Origin of the sequence: Mycoplana azooxidifex, from assembly GCF_014196765.1 — a bacterium.
GTDB classification, from domain to species: domain Bacteria; phylum Pseudomonadota; class Alphaproteobacteria; order Rhizobiales; family Rhizobiaceae; genus Mycoplana; species Mycoplana azooxidifex.
In genome coordinates this window covers 472,346-493,409 of record NZ_JACIEE010000004.1, presented here as the reverse complement: position 1 = coordinate 493,409, position 21,064 = coordinate 472,346, and the positions used below count along the sequence as shown (strand labels likewise).

Genomic DNA, 21,064 nt, shown 5'->3' with positions numbered 1-21,064 from the left:
GTCATCGCCTCTGCGGACTACTCGCGGAGACCGTCACGGGGTTGGTTCAGCCTCGAGCCGATTGAAGTACGGTGGACAACAGCGTCTGCAAGGCGATCGTGCCTTCCAGCGACGAGCGCTGGCGGGATTGCAAGATGGCGGATTGCAATCGGGCGGTCTCCCGACGGAGGGCCGGCAGGGACCATTTCCGCAAGGCCTGCTCGACAACCGGCTTGCGACGAAAGTGAAGCTGACGACCCAACGTCGCGATGACCTGGGAGGCGTTGGTCCGCTTCTCATCCATCTCGGCGCGCATCAGTTCGAGCAACTGGAACTGCCGCAGGCAGGCCTGCAACACGAGGAAGACGGGCGTCTTCGACGACATGATCTTCTGCATGGCGCTGAGAAATGCGCCGTTGTCTCCCTTCAGGATCGCATCGACGGCGTCATCGACCGAGATGGCGCTGGCGTCGCCGATCGCGGCCATAACGTCCTCCTCCTCGACGACATTCCGGCCGTGACAATAGAGGGCGAGTTTGCGCACCTCGTTGCGCGAGGCAAGCCGGTCGCCGCCGATCGATTCCATGAGTCGCTGCCGCGCCGCGGGTACGATGCGAAGGCCGGCAGCCTCCAGCTCTGTGTCTATGAGCGTGCTGAGCGCGCGCGTATCGTCCGCATAGCAAGGTATGGCAATGGCGGCCCTCGAGCCCTCGACGGCCTTTCGCAGGCCCGCCCCTTTCTTCAGGTCACCGGCCTCGATGATCAGGCTGCAGCCCCTGGGTGGCTCCTTGTCGAGAATATCGATCGCCTCGATGAGCGGCTTCTCGTTGCCGGCGTCCTTCAGCCACACGAGCCGGTCTCCGCCGAACAATCCAATCGCATTCATCTCGTCGAGCAGGCGCCCGGGCTGCCCGACAAGGTCCGATGCGGTGGTCCGAAGGACCGAGAACGCGTCATCGAGTGGCACGCCGGTCATGCGCGCAAGTTGTCCCGCGCGTTCCGAGACAAGGCCTCGGTCGGGACCGTAGATCAGGAATATCCCGCCGGATCGCGGCGCTCGCTGGAGAAAGCCCTCGAACTCGTGAGACTTGATCTCCGTCATAGCCGGCTATCGCTTGGCAAGGGCCGCTGAAAGATCTGCGCGAATCAGCTCAGCCATCTCTCTTGCGGCGCGATTTTCCGCGTCCCGGACCGCCCTGAGCTTGGCAAATTCCTGGACCGGGAAGTCGACGAGCGCGACAACCTGCCGGCGGCCGGAGCGAATTGTTTCGCCGGATTCCACAAGCGTCAGGTTATAGTCTGCGGTCAGCACCAGGCGGCCGGCCCGCGCGACGTCGTCATCCTGCGACAAAAGAACGCCGACATCGCGGGAATTGACGTCCATCTCCAGATGATAGGTCGGGTTGGCCGGTTCGCCCCTGCCGCCCGCGAGAAGGAAGATCAGCTCGTTGCGAACCCTTTGCTCGACACGGTCCTCAGCGTCGGAAATGGAAATCGACGCCGCCGACTGGGCAACGGTCGACCCGTTCGAATAGAGCGGCTTGACCTGGCAGCCGGACAACAGAACAAGACCGATCAGGCCGGCCGCGGATGCAAACAGCCCTCTCCTGCGTGACGCCTCAGACAACAACATTCACGATCCTCTGCGGAACCACGATTATCTTCTTGGGTGTCTTGCCGCCGAGCGCGGCCTGAACCGATTCGAGGGCCAGAACGGCCGATTCAATGGCCATCTGATCCGCATCGCGGGCAATTGTCAAATCACCACGCTTCTTGCCGTTGATCTGCACAGGCAGCGTGATTTCATTCTCCGCAACAAGCGCCTCGTCATAGACCGGCCAGCCGGACCGCGCGACGAGATCATGGCAGCCTATGGTCTTCCAGCATTCTTCCGCCAGATGCGGCATCATCGGTGCGACGATAGCGATGAGGATTTCCACGGCATTGCGCAGCGCCGCGTTCATCTCCGCGTCCGACTTGCCGTCGGCGGCCGAGGTCAGCGGCGCCGCCAGCGCGTTGACGTACTCGTAGATCCTGGCGACCGCCTTGTTGAAGGCGAGCTTGTCGTAGTCCGCCTGCACCGCCTTCAGAGCCTTGTGCGCGGTCCGCGACAGCGCCAGCGCTTCACCTACGGTTCCGGCCGCGGGGGGCGCCGCGGAAAGTGCTTCGGCCGCTTCCGAGACCAGTCGCCAGACGCGCTGGACAAAACGGTGGGCGCCTTCGACGCCGGCCTCCGACCAGATCACGTCGCGATCCGGCGGCGAATCGGAGAGCACGAAGAAGCGGGCGGTGTCGGCACCGTAGGAGGCGATGATGTCGTCGGGATCGACAACGTTCTTCCTCGACTTCGACATCTTCTCGATGGAACCAATCGCGATCTCTTCGCCGGATTCGACGTGCACGGCGCGGCGCGCGCCATCTATCTCCTCGATGCGGACCTCTGCCGGCGTCACCCATTCGCGTTTCGCGCCCTCGCCGCGGCTATAGGTCTCGTGAACGACCATGCCCTGCGTGAAGAGGCCCTTGAAGGGCTCCTTCAGGTCCACATGGCCGGCCACCTGCATGGCACGGGTGAAGAAGCGGGAATAGAGCAGGTGCAGGATCGCATGCTCGATGCCGCCGATATACTGGTCGACCGGGAGCCATGCATCCGCGGCTGCGGGATCGGTAGGCCGGCTTTCCCAGGGGGCGGTGAAGCGAGTGAAATACCAGGACGAATCGACGAACGTGTCCATCGTGTCGGTTTCCCGGCGGGCGTCCTTGCCGCATTGCGGGCAGGCCACGTGACGCCAGGTCGGATGCCGGTCCAGCGGATTGCCGGGGCTGTCGAAGGTGACGTCGTCCGGCAGCTTTACCGGCAGGTCCTTCTTTGGAACCGGCACGACGCCGCAGTCCTCGCAATGGATGATCGGGATCGGGCAGCCCCAGTAGCGCTGGCGTGAGATACCCCAGTCGCGCAGGCGGAAGTTCACCTTGCGCTCGCCTTGCGGCGCGTTGCCGATCGGGGTTGCCGCCAGCTTGTCGGCCACGCTTTCGAAGGCGGCCTCGGTGGACAGCCCATCGAGGAAGCGGGAATTGATCATCACGCCGTCGCCGACATAGGCCTCTTCGCCGATGGTAAACGCTGCAGCGTCGCCGCCCTGCGGCATGACGACCGGAACGACGGGCAGGTCGTATTTGCGGGCGAAATCGAGATCGCGCTGGTCGCCGGAGGGGCAGCCGAAGATCGCGCCCGTGCCGTAATCCATCAGCACGAAATTCGCCACGTAGACCGGCAGCTCCCAGTCCGCGTCGAAGGGATGGCGGACACGGATGCCGGTGTCGATGCCCTTCTTCTCGGCCGTCTCGAGCGCGGCCAGCGAGGTGCCGGCGCGTCGGCATTCCTCGCAGAAGGCGGCGATCTCGGCATTATGGGCGGCGGCGTCCCGGGCCAGCGGATGGTCGGCGGAGATCGCCATGAAGGATGCGCCGAAGAGCGTATCGGGCCGCGTCGTGTAGACCGTGACCTCGTTCTCGTCCGTCAGTCCGGCGCGATCGCTGATCTCCCAGCGGATCGAGAGGCCCTCGGAGCGGCCGATCCAGTTCTTCTGCATCAGCCGGACTTTCTCCGGCCACTGGTCGAGATGCTCCAGGGAGTCCAGCAGGTCCTCGGAGAAGTCGGTGATCTTGAAGAACCACTGGGTCAGCTCGCGCTGTTCTACCAGCGCGCCCGAACGCCAGCCGCGCCCGTCGATCACCTGCTCGTTGGCGAGAACGGTGTTGTCGACCGGGTCCCAGTTGACCTTGGACTGCTTGCGGTAGACGAGGCCCTTCTCCAGGAAGTCGAGGAACAGATGCTGCTGGTGCTGGTAGTACTCGACGTCGCAGGTCGCGAACTCGCGCGACCAGTCCAGCGAGAGCCCCATGGCCTTCAGCTGTGCCTTCATGGAGGCGATGTTCTGGTAGGTCCAGGAGGCCGGATGGACGCCGCGCTCCATCGCAGCGTTCTCGGCCGGCATGCCGAAGGCGTCCCAGCCCATCGGATGCAGCACGTTGAAACCGCGGGCCCGCTTGTAGCGGGCGACGACATCGCCCATCGCGTAGTTGCGCACGTGGCCCATGTGGATGCGCCCGGACGGATAGGGAAACATCTCGAGGACGTAGTACTTTTCCCGCGGATCCTCGTTCTTCGTCAGGAAGACGTTCTCATCGTTCCATTTCGCCTGCCAGCGGGGCTCGGCATCGCGCGGGTTGTAACGTTCGGTGGCCATGTCGTCGATATTTCCGGAAAGATTGAAGGGCAAAGCCCATGAGAATATGTGGCGAGACCTTCACCATGAAACCGCCGTAGCGTCAAGTTTTCACGACCTTTCCGGGCCTCGAGGCGGGGCGTCCGGTCTGAGCATCCGGAGTTGGCTCCGGACTTGGCAAGACAAGGCGATTTGGTTAGGTCCGAGGCATAGATAGGTATCGGAGGCGAAAATGGAACTGGAAGAGCGCCTGAGCGAGGTTCGCAATCGCATCCGCAAGGCTGCCGCCACCGCTGGGCATCCTTTGGGCGAGGTCACGCTGGTGGCCGTATCGAAGACGTTCGATGCGGATGCCATTCGTCCTGCGATCGCGACCGGTCAGCGCGTCTTCGGCGAGAACCGGGTCCAGGAGGCGCACGGCAAATGGCCGGCCCTGCGCGCCGAGACCGGGGCGATCGAACTGCACCTGATCGGCCCGCTGCAATCCAACAAGGCCGCCGAGGCGGTGGCGCTCTTCGACGTCATCGAAACGGTCGACCGGGAAAAGATCGCGCGGGCCATCGCGTCGGAGATGGTGCGACAGTCCCGAACGGTGCGCCTCTACGTCCAGGTCAATACCGGCCTGGAACCGCAGAAGGCCGGGATCGCGCCGGACGACGTGGTTGCTTTCGTCGCCCTCTGCCGCGACGAGCTCGGGCTCTCCGTCGAGGGGCTGATGTGCATTCCGCCGGCAGACGAAAACCCGGGGCCGCATTTTGCCCTGCTGGCCAAGCTCGCGCGGAAGGCAGGCGTCGCCCAGCTGTCGATGGGGATGTCCGGAGACTACGAGACGGCAATCGCTTTCGGTGCGACCAGCGTGCGGGTGGGCTCGGCCATCTTCGGCACGCGCTGACGGCGCCGCAGATGTCTTGCGGTTGATCGGCCGAGAATCTGCACGCAAAAGGTCCTAGCCCTTTGGTCTGGCTTCCCCGTTGCGGGACTGTCTCCTATTCTCTTTGCCGGAGGTACCGTCAGCGATGGCGGTGAGATTTCGGGAGGAGATGACCATGGCGAGCAGCTATGCAGCCACCTATGCACAATGGAAGGGCGACCCCTCGGGCTTCTGGTCGGAGGCGGCGGCCGGCATCGACTGGTCCGTCGCGCCCTCGGTGGCGTTCGATGGGACCCGCGGCGTCTACGGCCACTGGTTCCCCGACGGAGAGACGAACGCCTGCTACAACTGCGTCGACCGGCATGTCGAAGCCGGGCGCGGAGAGCAGGCGGCGCTGATCTACGACAGCCCGGTTACCGGTCAGGTCGCATCGTTCACCTATCGGGACGTCCTGGCGGAGGTTCAGGCGATTGCGGCGGTACTGATGAAGCTCGGGGTTTCCCGCGGCGACCGCGTCATCCTCTACATGCCGATGGTGCCGGAGGCGGTGTTCAGCATGCTGGCCTGCGCGCGGATCGGCGCCGTTCATTCGGTCGTCTTCGGCGGCTTTGCGGCAAACGAGCTTGCAACACGGATCGACGACTGCAGGGCCAAGGTGGTGATCTCCGCCAGCTGCGGCATCGAGCCCGGACGCGTGGTCGCTTACAAGCCGCTGCTCGACGCGGCGATCGAGATCGCCAGCAACAAGCCGGACCATTGTCTCATCCTGCAGCGGCCGGAACTGGCGGCTTCGACGGTCTCGGGACGCGATGTCGATTTCACGTCGGAGGTCGGCGCAGCCAAGGCGGAGGGCACAGTGGTTCCATGCGTTTCGCTGCACGCCACCGATCCGCTCTACATCCTCTACACGTCCGGTACGACCGGCCAGCCGAAGGGCGTGCTGCGCGACAACGGCGGCTACCTGGTCGCGCTGGCGTGGAGCATGAAGCACTTCTACGGGGTCGAGCCCGGCGAGGTGTTCTGGGCTGCATCCGACATCGGCTGGGTGGTGGGGCATTCCTACATCGTCTACGGCCCGCTCCTGATCGGCGGGACGACAGTGCTCTACGAGGGCAAGCCGGTCGGGACCCCCGATGCCGGCGCCTATTGGCGGGTGATCCAGGAGCATGGGGTCCGGGCGTTGTTCACGGCGCCGACAGCCTTTCGCGCCATACGCAAGGAGGATCCCGAGGGTCGGCTCATCGCGGACTACGACCTGTCGTCGCTGCGTGCGCTGTTTCTCGCGGGCGAGCGGGCCGATCCCGATACGCTTCAATGGGCGGAACGGGTGTTGCAGGTTCCGGTGATCGATCACTGGTGGCAGACGGAGACGGGCTGGCCGATGGCAGGCAACCCCATGGGGCTCGGGCTGCTGCCGGTGAAGCACGGGTCGCCCACGGTCCCGCTCCCCGGCTACGAGATTGAGGTGCTGGACGATGCCGGCCATCCGGTGGCGCCGGGCACGCTCGGCAACATCGTCGTCAGGCTGCCGCTTCCGCCCGGATGCCTGCCCACCTTCTGGAATGCCGACGAGCGCTTCCATGCGGCGTGCCTGGCCGAGTTTCCCGGATACTACAAGACATCCGACGCCGGCTATATCGACGAGGACGGCTATGTCTTCATCATGTCGCGGACCGACGACATCATCAACGTCGCGGGTCACCGCCTGTCCACCGGCGCGATAGAGGAGGTCTGTGCCTGCCATCCGGACGTGGCGGAATGCGCGGTAATCGGGGTCGCCGATCCGGTCAAGGGGCAGGTGCCGGCAGGCTTCCTCGTCCTGAACAGCGGTGTTTCACGTGAATCATCGACGATCGAGCAGGAGGTCGTGGCGCTGGTGCGCGAGCGCATAGGCCCCGTGGCCGCCTTCAAGATGGCGATCTGCGTGAAGCGCCTGCCGAAGACGCGGTCCGGCAAGATCCTGCGGGGCACGATGCAGAAGATTGCCGACCGCGAGCCATGGAAGATGCCGGCGACGATCGACGATCCAGCGATCCTCGACGAGATAGCCGCGGTACTGGCGGCGCGGCACATCGGGGCGTGAGCGGAGATGGATGCCATCTGCGGGCATAAAAAAACCGGCCGTCGATGACGGCCGGTTTCTACATATGCGGATTGCTTCGCTCAGAAGCGGTTGTCGTCTTCTTCGTCCTCGTTGTCGGACGACTTGAGGGACTTGAGCTTGGCAAAGACGGCGTCGGCGTCGATCTCCTTCTCCTCCTCGCGGTCGCTGCCGCCATAGGGGAGCTTCTCCGTCTCGCGGGCGGATTCGAGCGTGGCGCCTAGTTCTGCGGCGGTCGGCAGGGGGCGACCCTTTGATGCACGTTCGACCTCGAGGTCGAGGTCGATCTGCGAGCAGAGGCCAAGGGTGACCGGGTCCATCGGCGCCAGGTTGGCCGAGTTCCAGTGGGTCCGATCGCGGATCTGCTCGATGGTCGACTTGGTGGTGCCGACGAGGCGCGAAATCTGCGCGTCCTTCAGTTCCGGATGGTTGCGCACCAGCCAGAGGATGGCATTCGGGCGATCCTGGCGCTTGGACACCGGCGTGTAGCGCGGCCCCTTGCGCTTGGATTCGGGCACGCGAACCTTCGGTTCGGAGAGCTTCAGCTTGTGATTCGGGTTCGCCTCGGCGCGGGCGATTTCCTCGCGGGACAATTGGCCCGTCGCGATCGGATCGAGCCCCTTGATGCCCTGCGCGGACTCGCCATCGGCAATCGCCTTCACTTCGAGCGGGTGCAGTTTGCAGAACTGGGCGATCTGGTCAAACGACAGCGCCGTGTTGTCAACCAGCCATACCGCGGTAGCCTTGGGCATGAGCAGTTGTTGAGCCATGGATACAATCCTTCTGTCCGTCCGCGCCGGTGTCGCGGGCCGTGGGGGTAAACCACTGATTTCCGGGAATTCGGCCCCTCTATAACGCCACTGTCGCAGAAATGCAATTCTTCAAGAGACAAATGACCTTTGTCTAATTGCCGGAAGTCTTTGACCTGATATGAATGGCTGATGATCGTTCGGGCCGGAGGAGCAAGGCCCGCCATGCGCATGAGGAGGAATGCATGTCTGCCAAGACCTATCCGGTGCTGAAGTCCGCCAAGAGCCGCGCGCTGATCGACAACGACACCTATCAGAAATGGTATCGCGAGAGCGTCGAGAATCCGGAGCGTTTCTGGGACAAGCACGGCATGCGGATCGACTGGTTCAAGCCGTATACGAAGGTCAAGAACACCTCGTTTACCGGCAAAGTCTCGATCAAGTGGTACGAGGACGGGATCACCAACGTCTCCTACAACTGCATCGACCGTCATCTTAAGACCCATGGCGACCAGGTGGCGATCATCTGGGAGGGCGACAATCCCTATATCGACAAGAAGATCACCTACAACGAGCTGCACGAACACGTCTGCCGGCTTGCGAACGTGATGAAGAAGCACGGCGTCAAGAAGGGCGACCGGGTGACCATCTACATGCCGATGATCCCGGAGGCGACCTATGCGATGCTCGCCTGCGCCCGCATCGGGGCGATCCATTCCGTCGTCTTCGGCGGCTTCTCGCCGGATGCGCTGGCGGGCCGCATCGTCGATTGCGAATCGACCTTCGTCATCACCTGCGACGAGGGCGTGCGCGGCGGCAAGCCGATCCCGCTGAAGGAAAACACCGATACGGCGATCGACATCGCCGCCAAGCAGCACGTGATCGTCAACAAGGTCCTCGTCGTGCGCCGCACCGGCGGCAAGACCGGTTGGGCGCCCGGTCGCGACCTCTGGTATCACCAGGAGGCCGCCAGCGTCCCGCGCGACTGCCCGCCCGCCAGGATGAAGGCGGAAGATCCCCTCTTCATCCTCTATACGTCGGGATCGACGGGCAAGCCGAAGGGCGTGCTGCACACGACCGGCGGCTACCTCGTCTATGCCTCGATGACGCACAAGTACGTCTTCGACTATCACGAGGGTGACATCTACTGGTGCACGGCCGATGTCGGCTGGGTCACCGGGCATTCCTACATCGTCTACGGCCCGCTTGCGAACCGGGCGACCACGCTGATGTTCGAAGGCGTTCCCAACTTTCCCGATGCCGGCCGGTTCTGGGAGGTGATCGACAAGCACAAGGTCAACATCTTCTACACGGCGCCGACGGCGATCCGCGCGCTGATGGGCGCCGGTGATGCCTTCGTCAAGCGTTCCTCGCGCTCCTCGCTGCGCCTGCTCGGTTCGGTCGGCGAGCCGATCAATCCGGAAGCCTGGGAGTGGTACTACCATGTCGTCGGCGACGGCCGCTGCCCGGTCGTCGATACCTGGTGGCAGACGGAAACCGGCGGCATCCTGATCACGCCCCTGCCCGGCGCGACCGACCTGAAGCCCGGATCGGCGACGCGGCCGTTCTTCGGCATCAGGCCGGAACTCGTCGATGGCGAGGGAAAGGTTCTGGAGGGTGCGGCCGACGGCAATCTGTGCATCACCGATAGCTGGCCGGGGCAGATGCGCACGGTCTACGGCGACCACCATCGCTTCGTGCAGACCTACTTCTCCACCTACAAGGGCAAGTACTTCACCGGCGACGGCTGCCGCCGCGACGAGGACGGCTATTACTGGATCACCGGCCGCGTCGATGACGTGCTGAACGTCTCCGGCCACCGTCTCGGCACTGCCGAGGTGGAATCGGCGCTGGTCTCGCACCATCTCGTCTCGGAAGCGGCCGTCGTCGGTTATCCGCACCATCTGAAGGGCCAGGGCATTTATTGCTATGTGTCGCTGATGGCCGGCCAGGAGGAGACGGACACGCTGCGGCAGGACCTGATCAAGCACGTGCGCAAGGAGATCGGGCCGATCGCGACGCCGGACAAGATCCAGTTCGCGTCCGGCCTGCCGAAGACCCGCTCCGGCAAGATCATGCGCCGTATCCTGCGCAAGATCGCCGAGGACGACTTCGGATCGCTGGGCGACACCTCGACCCTGGCCGATCCCGCCGTGGTGGACGACCTGATTGCCAACCGGCAGAACAAGGCTGCCGGCTAACCGGCATCGGTTTCGACATGGCGCGGCTGCAAAATCGCGGCCGCGCTTCTACTCCGCACCACCTGTTAGCCACCCGCATGGCAGGCTGCAGCCGGCTTCCGGCCGCCGTCGTAAGGCAGCGCCAGACCCGCCGCGATCATCTCCTGAGCCGGATTCGACCCATCCTCGAGAAACACGTCCGCGACGACCCGGCCAAAATACTTGTCGCCGGAGACGTTCGTCAGGAAGACCGTGCCGCTTGCGGGGAGCAGTTGTGCCAGATGAGCCTTGGCCTCCCTGGCCGCCATACGAATGGCGGCACATCTGGCCCTGATCTCGGGCGCATCGATCCCGCGGATACGAATCAGGACTTCCACCGTCTGTTGCGGCCATGGTCGGGCATTGACCAGGATCGTATCGCCGTCAACGATGCGCAGGATTTCGGCGGCAACAGGTCCTGCAATGCCATACCTGTCCGCTGCGGATGCCTCCGGCGTAGGGCCGAGCACGAATTGGCTGACGATGGCTATGACCAGGTGGCGGAATCGTTCCATGAAAGGAATATATTCCGCAATCTGGCGCCAATCAATAGGAAATAGTACCTAGAAATCGATGGCGCGGCCGTTGATCTCCCAATCACCGAAGCGGGCCGGGTCGAGGCCGCCGCGTCCGCCGATCTCCGGTGGCAAGGGCGCCTCTTTCTCCGCCGCGCGCCGTTCCTCCGCTTCCTTCAAAGCACGGAGCGCCGCTGGAGGAAGAACGCGGCCACCGTCGTTTACGTTGTCGTTATCGCCCTGCATCACATCGTCCTGATCGTCGGGATATTGAAAAAGGTCCAACCTTCACCATCATATAGGAACATTCTCATTGGCGGCAAAGCCTTGATTCACGTGAAACATTGCTGCGCCGCATCTCATCGGGGAGACACCTCATGAACCTCGTCCGCACGGCAATGCTGCTGGCCTTCCTGACGGCCCTGTTCATGGCTGTCGGCTTTCTCATCGGCGGCAAGGGCGGCATGATGATCGCGCTCGTCGTCGCCGCTGCCACGAACCTCTTTTCCTACTGGAATGCCGACAAATTGGTGCTGTCGATGTACGGCGCCAAGGAAGTCGACGAACGCAGCGCGCCGGAATACCACGGCATCGTTCGCGATCTGGCCGCTCGCGCCGGGCTGCCGATGCCGCGGGTCTACGTTATCGACAGCGAACAGCCGAACGCGTTCGCCACCGGCCGCAATCCGCAGAACGCAGCGGTCGCTGCCTCGACTGGCCTCTTGCACGCGCTTTCCTACGAGGAGGTCGCCGGCGTGATGGCGCACGAGCTCGCACACGTCCAGAACCGCGATACGCTGACCATGACCATCACTGCGACGATCGCCGGCGCGATCTCGATGCTGGGGAACTTCGCCCTGTTCTTCGGCGGCAACCGCGAGAACAACAACAATCCGCTCGGCTTCATCGGGATCCTGATCGCGATGATCGTCGCACCGTTTGCGGCGATGCTGGTCCAGATGGCGATCAGCCGCACCCGCGAATATTCCGCGGATCGGCGCGGCGCTGAGATCTGCGGCAACCCGCTGTGGCTGTCCTCTGCCCTCAGGAAGATCGCCGTGGCGGCCGGCCGCATTCCGAACGAGGAGGCCGAGCACAACCCGGCCACCGCCCATATGTTCATCATCAATCCGCTCTCGGGCGCCCGCATGGACAATCTGTTTTCGACCCATCCCGATACGGGCAACCGGATTGCGGCGCTGGAGGCTATGGCCGACGATATGCGCCAGGCCGTGCAGCCCCAGCCCTCGACGCGCCCGGCCGAGGCTGCTAAGGCGGGGCGAAAATCGCGTTCCGTTCCACCGACTGGCTGGGGACGCGGTGGTTCCGAGCCACCAAAGGGTCCCTGGTCTTGACATCCGACGGAAACGATTCACATCCGAAACAAAAATCCCGACCGCGGCCGGCGCCGCGCAAGGGCAACCCACGGGAAGCACCCGAGAAGACCGGCATCGCCCCCCGGCAGGTGGCCGCCCGGCTGCTTGCGGCCGTCATCGATCGGCGCATATCGCTGGACGGCATGCTGGATGCCGAAAACGGCAACACGGGATACCGCGCCCTCAGCGAGGCCGACCGCGCGTTGGTGCGCGCCGTCCTCAATACGTCGCTGCGCCATCTGCCGCGGATCCAGGCGATCATTGATTCGCTGGTGGAGTCACCGCTGCCGGAGGGCGCCCGCTCGCTCTATCATATTCTCGTGGTTGCTGCGGCGCAGATCCTCTATCTGGACGTGCCGGACCACTCGGCCGTCGACCTGGCCGTGGAGCAGGCGCGATCGGATCCGCGCAGCCGCCGGTTCTCCGGCCTGGTGAATGCTGTTCTGCGCCGCCTTGCCCGCGAGAAGGTGCCGCACCTGACGGCGACGCACACCGTTCCCGTCACGCCGCCGTGGTTCTTCGATCGGCTCTCCGAGGTCTATGGGGCCGAGCGGGCTGCGCGCATTTCCGATTCCCAGCTCGAGCCGGTGGCGATCGACCTGACCGTCAAGAGCGATCCGCAAGGCTGGGTAAGCCGGCTCGGGGGGCGCCTCCTGCCGACCGGCTCGGTGCGTCTGCCGGCTTTTGCCGGTCGCGTCCCGGACCTGGAAGGCTTCGCCGCCGGAGCGTGGTGGGTGCAGGATGCGGCCGCCTCGATCCCGGCCCGGCTTTTTCCCGACCTCGCCGGATGCCGGATCGCGGACCTCTGCGCCGCCCCCGGAGGCAAGACCGCCCAGTTGGCGCACGCCGGCGCCGTCGTGACTGCGCTGGACCAGTCGGCCAACAGGCTGAAACGGCTGGAAGGCAATCTCGCCCGGTTGGGGCTGGCTGCGGAGACGATCGCGACCAACCTGCTCGAATTCAAGCCCGAGGAGCCGTTCGACGCCGTGCTGCTCGATGCGCCCTGCTCGTCGACGGGAACGATCCGGCGCCATCCGGACGTCCTGTGGACAAAGGGACCGGCCGATATCGAGAAACTGGCCCGGCTGCAGGAACGCTTGCTGCTGCATGCGATGAGCCTGGTAAGGTCCGGTGGCCATCTGGTCTTTTCGAACTGCTCGCTCGACCCGATCGAGGGCGAGGAGATGATAGCGCGCGTGCTGGCCGGTGCGTCGGGCTGGTCACGCGTGCCGCTGGACCCTGCAGACTGGCCCGGACTGGAAGAGGCCATATCGCCCAAGGGCGAGTTTCGTACCACGCCCGACATGCTGAAAGGCGAAGAGGGCTTCCCGGGCGGACTGGACGGCTTCTATGCGGTCCTGCTCCAGAGGCATTGATTGCGGAGCGCTGCGCCGGGCATCGGCGCCTCCATCAACAATCGTTTTCTAATGTGCGAATTGACGCATGGAATCCCTGCGCCTAGTTATGGGCGGGGGAAGAGTTAATTGGCGATGCGGCTTTCAGACCGGCAACGACTGGCATATCTCTATGGACACGAGACGTGGAGGCGCTTTTCCCGGCGGCTTGCCGTCGGACGCGTGTCCGCACTGCGCTTTGCCGGCCGCACGCCAGAACGGCTCGTGGTGGCGCCGACCGATCTCAGGCCCGCCGATGCCTTTACCGCCGAAGAGATCATCGGCGGAAGGTTTCCTCTCGCCGGACGCCTGCTCGATTGCGAAGGCGAATCACCCTTCGCGCTGGAACTGCCGTCCGAGGAATTCGCCAACCGGCTGCATTGCTTCGCCTGGCTCCGCCACATGCGGGTGGCGGAAAAGGATGCGGGCTCGTTCGTGGTCCGGCGCATCATCGACGACTGGATCGCGGTCCATGGCCGGACTATCGCCGGCGTGGCCTGGCGGCCGGAGGTCATCGCGCAGCGCATCGTCGCCTGGCTCTCGCACTCTCCGGTCGTGCTTCGCGATGCGGATTATGCCTTCTACCGCCGGTTTCTGAAGAGCCTCGCCTTCCAGGTCCGCTACCTCCGCCATATCGCCGATGCGACCGCCGACGGCGAGCCGCGGCTCAAGGTCAGGATTGCGCTCGCCATGGCGTCCATCGCGATGCCGAGTTCGCCAACGAAGATCCGCCGCGCCGCGCGCGGGCTCGACCGCGAGCTCGACCGGCAGATCCTCGCCGACGGCGGCCATGTGTCGCGCAACCCACGCGTCGGGCTGGATCTCCTGTTCGACCTCCTGCCGCTGCGCCAGACCTACGTCAACCTCGGCCACGACGTGCCGCCGCAGCTCATTCCCTGCATCGACCGCATCTATCCGGCCTTGCGCTTCTTCCGCCACCAGGGCGGAGAGCTGGCGCTGTTCAACGGCGCCACCTACACGCTCGCCAACGAGCTTCTTTCCGTGCTCCGCTACGACGAAACCTCCGGCGCGCCGTTTCGGGGCCTGCCACAGACAGGCTACGAGCGGCTGGAGGCCGGCGAGACGACGATCATCGTCGATACCGGCAAACCCCATTCCGTCGCATTGTCGACGACGGCGACGGCCGGTTGCCTGTCGCTCGAGATGTCGTCGGGCAGGCATCGCTACTTCGTGAATTCGGGGCGCCCGCGTTTTGCCGGTGAAGCCATCCGCCAGCTCTCGCGGGCGACCGCGGCCCAGTCGGTCGCAACCCTGAACGATACCTCGTCGGCGCGCATTTCCGGTTCGGGTTTCCTGGGGCCGGTGATTTTCGGCGGCGTTTCCAGGGTCGACGTCACCCGCCACGACAAGGCGGACGGAGCCGACGGCCTGGTGGCCAGCCACGACGGCTACGTGGCCAACTTCGGCCTCGTCTACGAGCGGGACCTCTATCTCGGCCGCAACGGCGTCGATATTCGCGGCCGCGAGCGCTTCGCCAAGCCGGACGGCACCGCGCCCGACGGCGGCGCCAATGTCGCCGTGGTCAGGTTCCACATCCACCCGGCCATCCGGATCGTCGCGGTCGACCAGAACGAGGTGCGCCTGGTGGCCCAGGACGGCGAGACGTGGGCGTTCGCCTGCCGCGATGTCCCTGTCGCCGAGGAGGAGGACGTGTTCTTCGCGGATCCCTCCGGCGTGCGTCCGGCGCGCCAACTGACACTGACCATGCCGCTCGGCAGCATTCCCGAGGTGCAGTGGCACATGCGGCGCGAGCGCCGCTGAGGGCGGCAAAAGGACACATTTGTCGGTTTCCTCGTGTCTGCTCGTGTGTTAACGGGGCGCATGTTTCCGCCGGCGGCTCGCTCGGACGTCGGCCCCCACTCCCGGAGATAACCCCCATGGCCGTCGCTTCAAAGAAAATCCCTGCTCCCGATCGCGTCGCGGTAAAGACCGCGCTGCTTTCCGTTTCCGACAAGTCGGGGATCGTCGAACTGGCGAAGGCGCTGTCGAAGAAGGGGATCCGCCTTCTTTCCACCGGCGGCACGCACAAGGCGCTAAGCGACGCGGGCCTCGCGGTCACGGACGTGTCGGATGTCACCGGCTTCCCCGAAATCATGGACGGCCGCGTCAAGACGCTCCATCCGAATGTCCATGGTGGCCTGTTGGCGATCCGCGACGATGCCGAGCATGTCGAGGCGATGAAGGTGCACGGGATCGGCGCCATCGACCTGGCCGTGATCAATCTCTATCCGTTCGAAGAGGTTCGCGCGAAGGGCGGCGACTACCCGACGACGGTGGAGAACATCGACATCGGCGGTCCGGCGATGATCCGCGCCTCGGCCAAGAACCACGCCTATGTGACGATCGTCACCGATCCATCCGACTATGCGGGGCTGCTCGAAGAGCTGGCCGACGGCGCGACGTCCTACGCCTTCCGTCAGCGGCTTGCCGCGAAGGCCTATGCCCGCACGGCGGCCTACGACACGGCGATCTCGAACTGGTTTGCGCAGGCGCTGGACATCGCAACGCCGGCCTACAGGACGATCGGCGGCGTGCTGAAGGAGGAGATGCGCTACGGCGAGAATCCGCACCAGAAGGCCGCGTTCTACGTCACCGGGGAAAACCGCCCCGGTGTCGCCACGGCCACGCTCCTGCAGGGCAAGCAGCTCTCCTACAACAACATCAACGACACGGATGCCGCCTTCGAGCTCGTCGCCGAGTTCCTTCCGGAGAAGGGGCCGGCTTGCGCCATCATCAAGCATGCCAACCCCTGCGGCGTCGCGACGGGCCCCAGCCTGAAGGAAGCCTACAAGCGCGCGCTCGCTTGCGATCCGGTCTCCGCGTTCGGCGGCATCATCGCCCTGAACAGCCGGCTGGACGGCGAGACGGCCGAGGAGATCGTCAAGCTGTTCACCGAGGTGATCATCGCGCCGGATGCCGACGAAGCCGCTCGCGCCGTCATCGCGACCAAGCCGAACCTGCGACTGCTCGTCACCGGCGCCCTGCCCGATCCGCGCACGCCCGGCATCGCCGCAAAGACCGTCTCCGGCGGCCTGCTCGTGCAGAGTCGCGACAACGGCATGGTCGAGGATCTCGAGCTGAAGGTCGTGACCCGGCGCGCGCCGACGGCACAGGAGCTCGAGGACATGAAGTTCGCCTTCAAGATCGCCAAGCACGTCAAGTCCAATGCGGTCGTCTATGCGAAGGACGGCCAGACGGCGGGTATCGGCGCCGGTCAGATGAGCCGTGTCGATTCGGCCCGGATCGCGGCCCTGAAGGCCGAGGACGCGGCCAAGGCAATGGGGCTTGCCGAGCCGCTGACGCGCGGTTCGGCAGTGGCCTCCGAAGCCTTCCTGCCCTTTGCGGATGGTTTGCTTTCGGCGATCGCGGCCGGGGCCACCGCCGTCATCCAGCCGGGCGGGTCGATGCGGGATGCCGAGGTGATCGCGGCAGCGGACGAAGCCGGAGTCGCGATGGTCTTTACCGGGATGCGGCACTTCCGCCACTGAACCGGACCGGGAAGCCGTAAACAGCCTCGATGACGCGGGTCAGGGACGCCGCGCGGCGTTATGCACGGCCGATCCGGCTCGCATCCACCGCACGCTGGGTACCGTAGTCGCGCAGGTAGGAGAGCTGGCCGCGACGTTGCTGCGACAGGTGCCTCAGTTCGTTCTCCGAAATCTGAAAGGCGCCATCGGCGAAGGTGCCGGTATCGGACGCCTCGTGGCGATCGTTGCGCAGAACGTTCAGCAGGGTTGCAAGCATTGTCTGTCCTCCAGGTCGGCGCGTAAACGGCGGGTCGGCCGCGTCTGTTCCCTGAGTACCCGGAAAGTCACAACGGAACGTTAACTATGATTCCGCGGCCGAGCGCTTGCGGCTTTTGCGCAAGCGAAATCAGCGATGCACGAAGTGAATGCCGTCAAATTGCATTCATTCTGACCGCGGACTAGTACAGGACGAGAGACGGCTGCCGCGCCCCCGCCGACGCCGCAATTGTGCGTGACAGGCGCATTTCGCAACAATATACAGTCAATCCAAAATCGAGCCGGATGCGGAAAGACATGAAGACCTGGAACCCGGACCTCAGCCGCAGCGGCGGTCCCCGCTACATGGCGATCGCCGACGTCATCGAGATGGACCTGCGCAGTGGCCATCTGGTCGTCGGCGACCGTCTGCCGCCGCAGCGTGAGCTCGCAAAGCGGCTCGGTATCGATTTCACCACCGTGGCGCGCGGCTATCTCGAGGCGCAGAAGCGTGGCCTCGTCGGGTCGCATGTCGGGCGCGGGACGTTCGTGACCGGCGGCGCCGACAAGGAGCGCCGCGGCTTCGTTTCCGATGCGGCCCCGGATCCGCGCCGCGCCTCCGTCGTCGACTTCTCGATGAACATGCCGCCGGAACCGGACGATCCGGACCTCCTCGCCCGCATGCGCGAGGGCCTCTCGGCGGTCGCCACCAACCTCGTGTCGCTGCTGCGCTACCAGGGGTTCGGCGGCGCCGGGATGGACAAGGACGCGGCCGCCGCCTGGCTCAGCCGCCGCGGGCTCGTTCCCTCGCAGGAGCGAATCTTCGTCACGCCCGGCGCGCATCCCGCCCTGCTGGCGATCTTCGGCATGCTGGCGAAGCCCGGCGAGACCGTGCTTTCGGAAAACATCACCTATCCCGGGATGCGCTCGATCGCAGCACAGCTGCGGCTGACGCTCGCCGGATTGCCCATGGACGAGGAAGGCATCATACCCGCGGCATTCGCGCAAGCTTGCGAGGCGAGGAAGCCGAAGGCGCTCTATCTCAATCCGACCCTGCAGAACCCGCTCACCCTGACGATCCCGGAGCGGCGGCGGGAGGAGATCTGCGCCGTGGCGCGGCGCTATCACGTGCCGATTGTCGAGGATGACGCCTACGGCTTCATCCCGCTCCACGGCCCACCACCGCTGGCGGCCACGGCGCCGGACCTGACCTGGCACATCGGCGGGCTTGCGAAATGCATCGGCGCCGGATTGCGGCTCGCCTATGTCGTGGCACCGGATACCAAGGCGGCATGGCCGTTTGCGAGCGCCATGCGGGCGAACAACGTCATGGCGTCGCCCCTGACGGTGGCGCTTGCGACCCGCTGGATCGACGACGGCACGGCCGACAGCATCCTGCGCTTCATTCGCGAGGAGGCCGCCGCCCGCCAGGCGCTCGTCGCGGACATCCTGCCTGGCGGCAGCTATCGCAGCGATCCCATCAGCTTCAACATCTGGCTGCCTCTGACCGGGGGCTGGACGCGATCGACGTTTGGCAGCCACATGCGCTCGGCCGGGATCGGCGTTGTGGCCAGTGATGCCTTCACCGTCGACGGGCCGGCGCCCGAAGCGGTCCGCGTCTGCATCGGCGGCCCCATTCGTCGGGCGGCCCTCAAGGGCGCTCTGGAGTTCATGGGGCATGCCCTCGAGAGTTCGCCGGAGATGGCGGGCTCCTTCTTCTGATTGTGCATCGGCACCCGACCTCCGGGAACGGCCACTGTGCCCCGGGGAACACCGCGTGGCAGGCGGGCGGGGCATAAGTCGGTTGCGAGCCACGGTTCGCACCGACGCCGCCGCAATTGCGGCGCTGGCTATGCAACAGAGAACCGGAGACCCAGCATGAACACGTTCTCGCGCGCAGCGGCATCCCCCGCCGGACACGGAACGCCGGCGATGGCGTTCGGCAGGCATGTCATCCGCATGATGGCCGCCAACACCGGCGGGACATTCGGAATGTTCGAGGCCTTCGTCGCCCCCGGCGAAGGGCCGCCGCTTCACGTCCACGAGCGCGAGGACGAGTTCTTCCGGGTGTTGAAAGGCCACTTCGGCTTCTGGTGCGCTGGCGACTATCTCGAACTGACAGCGGGCGGATGCATCGCCCTTCCCCGCGGCATTCCCCACCGGTTCGAGAACATCGGCAGCGAGGAAGGCGCGTTGATGGTGGTCGTCACGCCGGGCGGCTTTGAGTCCTTCTTCCCGATGATCGAACTCTGCAAACCGGAAACGCCTGAACAGGTCGCTGCCGTGGCAGGCGAGTTCGGCCTCACCATCGTTGCCGGCGAGGGCCGCCAGGCTGCCTGAGCCGAACGACGCAAGCACGGGCAAACGGGAGCCGCCCGGCCCCTCCAAAGATTCCGGGCGCGTCCACGGCATGGCCTACCGCAAGCTCGACCGAATGCGCTCACATTGGCGAACGCTTGACGGACACCCTATCAGAAGGTAGGGTGTGGAATGAGCAACCTGTCCACCACCTCAGACGATATCCTGGCCTGCGCGCGTTCCCTGATCGTCGCTGGCGGCTACAACGGCTTCAGCTATGCCGACATTGCCGATGTGGTCGGGATCCGCAAGGCGAGCATCCATCACCATTTCCCCAGCAAGGTCGATCTGGTTCGAACGCTGGTTGCGCGGCATCGGCAGAATGCCGAAGCAGGATTGGCGAACCTCGAACGTCAGGTATCCGATCCGCTCGAACAGCTCCGCTCCTACACCGGGTATTGGCAGGCCTGCATCGCGGATGCGAGCGCGCCGTTTTGTGTCTGCGCGCTGCTGGCAAGCCAACTCCCCGTTCTGCCCGAGGAAGTTGGCCTTGAGGTCCGGGCGCATTTCCGCTCCCTGTCTGCGTGGCTGACTTCCGTGCTGGAGCGCGGTTCGCGCCACGGCCAACTCCAACTGGCGAGCACCCCGCGTGCCGAGGCGGAAGTGTTCATGGCGACGGTTCACGGCGCGATGCTTTCGGCGCGCGCCTATGGCGATCCGAAGATGTTCGGCGTCGTGACAGGCCCGCTTTTGGAGCGGCTCGCTTCGCACGGTCATGATCGAGACGAGAGGAGGCCAATATGAACCCCCTTGGCTCAACCGATCTGGAGAGCAGGCTCCGCACGATCGAAGACAAGCTTGCGATCTACGACCTGATCGCATCGCACCCGCCAAGTGCTGATACAGGGCATGCCGGTTACACATCGTCGGTCTACAGTGAGGACGGCGTCTTCGATCGTGGTCCGACACTGGACGGCGCCGAGGGCGCGAAGGCGATTGCCGCGTTCATACAGAGAGCGGAGCATGACGAGGCCATTCGCAGCGGGCTCGCTCATTTTGCCGGCCTGCCCCTTGTCGATCTGCGGGGCGATACCGCGGTTGTGACCTCCTACCTTATGATCGTTCATCTGGATCATGACGGCCCGCCGCGCAACCTGCCAAATCACGGCGCATCGACGGGATACCGAATACACCGGGTCGTGGTGAACCGCTGGGAACTCGAACGGCGTGATGGCCGCTGGATGATCGCGAAACGGACCCTCCTGCCCGTCGATGGATCGGACCTGCAGCAGGAATTGCTGCGTACGGGATTGAACGAGTTGTACTTTTCATAGCCGGAAAGGTCGAAATCTGGTTGTGGCCGGGCCCGTGGAGTCGGCGAAATTTGCCTTCCTGGCCTACCTACTAGTTGAGAGAATTTTCGATGACGACGGACCAGATGAATTTTTACCATGCCGGCCAGGAGCCGTTGAACGAGCCATGCGTGCGCCGTCGGTGATGATCGTGAACGGCCATCAGAGATACTGTCCGCCGCGAGTGCCGGCGCGCGCCGAGATCGACAGAACAGAACGACCCACCCTCGTCCTCGAG

General features: G+C 64.8%; 18 protein-coding genes. 11 read left to right on the top strand and 7 right to left on the bottom strand.

Annotated features, from left to right (window positions below; all coding sequences use genetic code 11):
• Positions 1–46 precede the first annotated feature (46 nt).
• The 3 genes from holA to leuS are packed head-to-tail and all read right to left on the bottom strand — an operon-like array spanning position 47 to position 4,229.
• On the bottom strand, positions 47–1,081 hold the full coding sequence (gene holA, locus GGQ64_RS11490; RefSeq protein ID WP_183803972.1) for a DNA polymerase III subunit delta: 1,035 nt from the start codon (positions 1,079–1,081) through the stop codon (positions 47–49).
• A 6-nt stretch (positions 1,082–1,087) separates the two neighbouring features.
• Entirely contained in the window at positions 1,088–1,612 is a 525-nt protein-coding gene (gene lptE / locus GGQ64_RS11485; protein ID WP_183803968.1) for an LPS assembly lipoprotein LptE, read from the bottom strand.
• Positions 1,599–4,229: a leucine--tRNA ligase gene (gene leuS / locus GGQ64_RS11480; RefSeq protein WP_183803965.1), complete on the bottom strand. Its 2,631-nt coding sequence runs from the start codon at positions 4,227–4,229 to the stop codon at positions 1,599–1,601. Before leuS ends, lptE begins: the two co-directional genes overlap by 14 nt.
• 211 nt (positions 4,230–4,440) lie before the next feature.
• Here leuS and GGQ64_RS11475 point away from each other — a divergent pair, with 211 nt between their 5' ends.
• Positions 4,441–5,100 (top strand): YggS family pyridoxal phosphate-dependent enzyme, encoded by a 660-nt coding sequence (locus tag GGQ64_RS11475; RefSeq protein ID WP_183803949.1) that lies wholly within the window; start codon positions 4,441–4,443, stop codon positions 5,098–5,100.
• 154 nt (positions 5,101–5,254) lie between these two features.
• On the top strand, positions 5,255–7,162 hold the full coding sequence (locus tag GGQ64_RS11470; protein WP_183803946.1) for a propionyl-CoA synthetase: 1,908 nt from the start codon (positions 5,255–5,257) through the stop codon (positions 7,160–7,162).
• Positions 7,163–7,242: 80 nt separating this feature from the next.
• On the opposite strand, the gene GGQ64_RS11465 is transcribed toward GGQ64_RS11470, so the two are convergent.
• Positions 7,243–7,950 carry a DUF1013 domain-containing protein gene (locus GGQ64_RS11465; RefSeq protein ID WP_183803942.1) on the bottom strand — a complete coding sequence of 236 codons (708 nt, stop codon included), beginning with the start codon at positions 7,948–7,950 and terminating at the stop codon, positions 7,243–7,245.
• A 224-nt stretch (positions 7,951–8,174) separates the two neighbouring features.
• On the opposite strand from GGQ64_RS11465, the gene acs reads away from it, so the two are divergent.
• Entirely contained in the window at positions 8,175–10,130 is a 1,956-nt protein-coding gene (gene acs, locus GGQ64_RS11460) for an acetate--CoA ligase (RefSeq protein ID WP_183803938.1), read from the top strand.
• 65 nt (positions 10,131–10,195) lie between these two features.
• Here acs and GGQ64_RS11455 read toward each other — a convergent pair whose 3' ends face one another.
• The gene (locus tag GGQ64_RS11455) at positions 10,196–10,663 is read right to left on the bottom strand and encodes a thermonuclease family protein (RefSeq protein ID WP_183803935.1); all 468 of its coding nucleotides are present in this window, start codon (positions 10,661–10,663) and stop codon (positions 10,196–10,198) included.
• Between the two features lie 48 nt (positions 10,664–10,711).
• The gene (locus GGQ64_RS11450) at positions 10,712–10,909 is read right to left on the bottom strand and encodes a DUF1674 domain-containing protein (protein ID WP_183804296.1); all 198 of its coding nucleotides are present in this window, start codon (positions 10,907–10,909) and stop codon (positions 10,712–10,714) included.
• A 131-nt stretch (positions 10,910–11,040) separates the two neighbouring features.
• Here GGQ64_RS11450 and htpX point away from each other — a divergent pair, with 131 nt between their 5' ends.
• From htpX to purH, 4 genes are all read left to right on the top strand, one after another.
• Complete coding sequence (gene htpX / locus GGQ64_RS11445; protein WP_183803932.1) at positions 11,041–12,018, top strand: zinc metalloprotease HtpX; 978 nt, start codon at positions 11,041–11,043, stop codon at positions 12,016–12,018.
• Positions 12,009–13,415 carry an RsmB/NOP family class I SAM-dependent RNA methyltransferase gene (locus GGQ64_RS11440; RefSeq protein WP_425488506.1) on the top strand — a complete coding sequence of 469 codons (1,407 nt, stop codon included), beginning with the start codon at positions 12,009–12,011 and terminating at the stop codon, positions 13,413–13,415. Before htpX ends, GGQ64_RS11440 begins: the two co-directional genes overlap by 10 nt.
• Positions 13,416–13,529: 114 nt before the next feature.
• Positions 13,530–15,215 carry a heparinase II/III family protein gene (locus GGQ64_RS11435; protein WP_183803926.1) on the top strand — a complete coding sequence of 562 codons (1,686 nt, stop codon included), beginning with the start codon at positions 13,530–13,532 and terminating at the stop codon, positions 15,213–15,215.
• Positions 15,216–15,331: 116 nt separating this feature from the next.
• Positions 15,332–16,942: a bifunctional phosphoribosylaminoimidazolecarboxamide formyltransferase/IMP cyclohydrolase gene (purH, locus tag GGQ64_RS11430; protein WP_183803923.1), complete on the top strand. Its 1,611-nt coding sequence runs from the start codon at positions 15,332–15,334 to the stop codon at positions 16,940–16,942.
• A 58-nt stretch (positions 16,943–17,000) separates the two neighbouring features.
• Here purH and GGQ64_RS11425 read toward each other — a convergent pair whose 3' ends face one another.
• Positions 17,001–17,198 (bottom strand): hypothetical protein, encoded by a 198-nt coding sequence (locus GGQ64_RS11425; protein ID WP_183803920.1) that lies wholly within the window; start codon positions 17,196–17,198, stop codon positions 17,001–17,003.
• Positions 17,199–17,494: 296 nt separating this feature from the next.
• On the opposite strand from GGQ64_RS11425, the gene GGQ64_RS11420 reads away from it, so the two are divergent.
• The 4 genes from GGQ64_RS11420 (at position 17,495) to GGQ64_RS11405 (ending at position 20,808) form a co-directional block, all read left to right on the top strand.
• A complete protein-coding gene (locus tag GGQ64_RS11420; protein WP_183803917.1) occupies positions 17,495–18,898 on the top strand; it encodes an aminotransferase-like domain-containing protein in 1,404 nt (467 codons plus the stop codon).
• Between the two features lie 156 nt (positions 18,899–19,054).
• A complete protein-coding gene (locus tag GGQ64_RS11415) occupies positions 19,055–19,516 on the top strand; it encodes a cupin domain-containing protein (RefSeq protein ID WP_183803914.1) in 462 nt (153 codons plus the stop codon).
• 150 nt (positions 19,517–19,666) lie between these two features.
• Positions 19,667–20,278: a TetR/AcrR family transcriptional regulator gene (locus GGQ64_RS11410; RefSeq protein ID WP_183803911.1), complete on the top strand. Its 612-nt coding sequence runs from the start codon at positions 19,667–19,669 to the stop codon at positions 20,276–20,278.
• Complete coding sequence (locus GGQ64_RS11405) at positions 20,275–20,808, top strand: nuclear transport factor 2 family protein (RefSeq protein WP_183803908.1); 534 nt, start codon at positions 20,275–20,277, stop codon at positions 20,806–20,808. Before GGQ64_RS11410 ends, GGQ64_RS11405 begins: the two co-directional genes overlap by 4 nt.
• Positions 20,809–21,064 lie beyond the last annotated feature (256 nt).

Bases quoted from the DNA above. Each gene is read 5' to 3' on its own strand.
- GGQ64_RS11405 (WP_183803908.1), top strand. From the start codon at position 20,275: ATGAACCCCCTTGGCTCAACCGATCTGGAGAGCAGGCTCCGCACGATC.
- GGQ64_RS11470 (WP_183803946.1), top strand. From the start codon at position 5,255: ATGGCGAGCAGCTATGCAGCCACCTATGCACAATGGAAGGGCGACCCC.
- GGQ64_RS11435 (WP_183803926.1), top strand. From the start codon at position 13,530: ATGCGGCTTTCAGACCGGCAACGACTGGCATATCTCTATGGACACGAG.
- leuS (WP_183803965.1), bottom strand. From the start codon at position 4,229: ATGGCCACCGAACGTTACAACCCGCGCGATGCCGAGCCCCGCTGGCAG.
- GGQ64_RS11410 (WP_183803911.1), top strand. From the start codon at position 19,667: ATGAGCAACCTGTCCACCACCTCAGACGATATCCTGGCCTGCGCGCGT.
- acs (WP_183803938.1), top strand. From the start codon at position 8,175: ATGTCTGCCAAGACCTATCCGGTGCTGAAGTCCGCCAAGAGCCGCGCG.
- GGQ64_RS11415 (WP_183803914.1), top strand. From the start codon at position 19,055: ATGAACACGTTCTCGCGCGCAGCGGCATCCCCCGCCGGACACGGAACG.
- GGQ64_RS11450 (WP_183804296.1), bottom strand. From the start codon at position 10,909: ATGCAGGGCGATAACGACAACGTAAACGACGGTGGCCGCGTTCTTCCT.
- htpX (WP_183803932.1), top strand. From the start codon at position 11,041: ATGAACCTCGTCCGCACGGCAATGCTGCTGGCCTTCCTGACGGCCCTG.
- GGQ64_RS11465 (WP_183803942.1), bottom strand. From the start codon at position 7,950: ATGGCTCAACAACTGCTCATGCCCAAGGCTACCGCGGTATGGCTGGTT.
- GGQ64_RS11455 (WP_183803935.1), bottom strand. From the start codon at position 10,663: ATGGAACGATTCCGCCACCTGGTCATAGCCATCGTCAGCCAATTCGTG.
- GGQ64_RS11420 (WP_183803917.1), top strand. From the start codon at position 17,495: ATGAAGACCTGGAACCCGGACCTCAGCCGCAGCGGCGGTCCCCGCTAC.
- holA (WP_183803972.1), bottom strand. From the start codon at position 1,081: ATGACGGAGATCAAGTCTCACGAGTTCGAGGGCTTTCTCCAGCGAGCG.
- GGQ64_RS11425 (WP_183803920.1), bottom strand. From the start codon at position 17,198: ATGCTTGCAACCCTGCTGAACGTTCTGCGCAACGATCGCCACGAGGCG.
- GGQ64_RS11475 (WP_183803949.1), top strand. From the start codon at position 4,441: ATGGAACTGGAAGAGCGCCTGAGCGAGGTTCGCAATCGCATCCGCAAG.
- lptE (WP_183803968.1), bottom strand. From the start codon at position 1,612: ATGTTGTTGTCTGAGGCGTCACGCAGGAGAGGGCTGTTTGCATCCGCG.
- purH (WP_183803923.1), top strand. From the start codon at position 15,332: ATGGCCGTCGCTTCAAAGAAAATCCCTGCTCCCGATCGCGTCGCGGTA.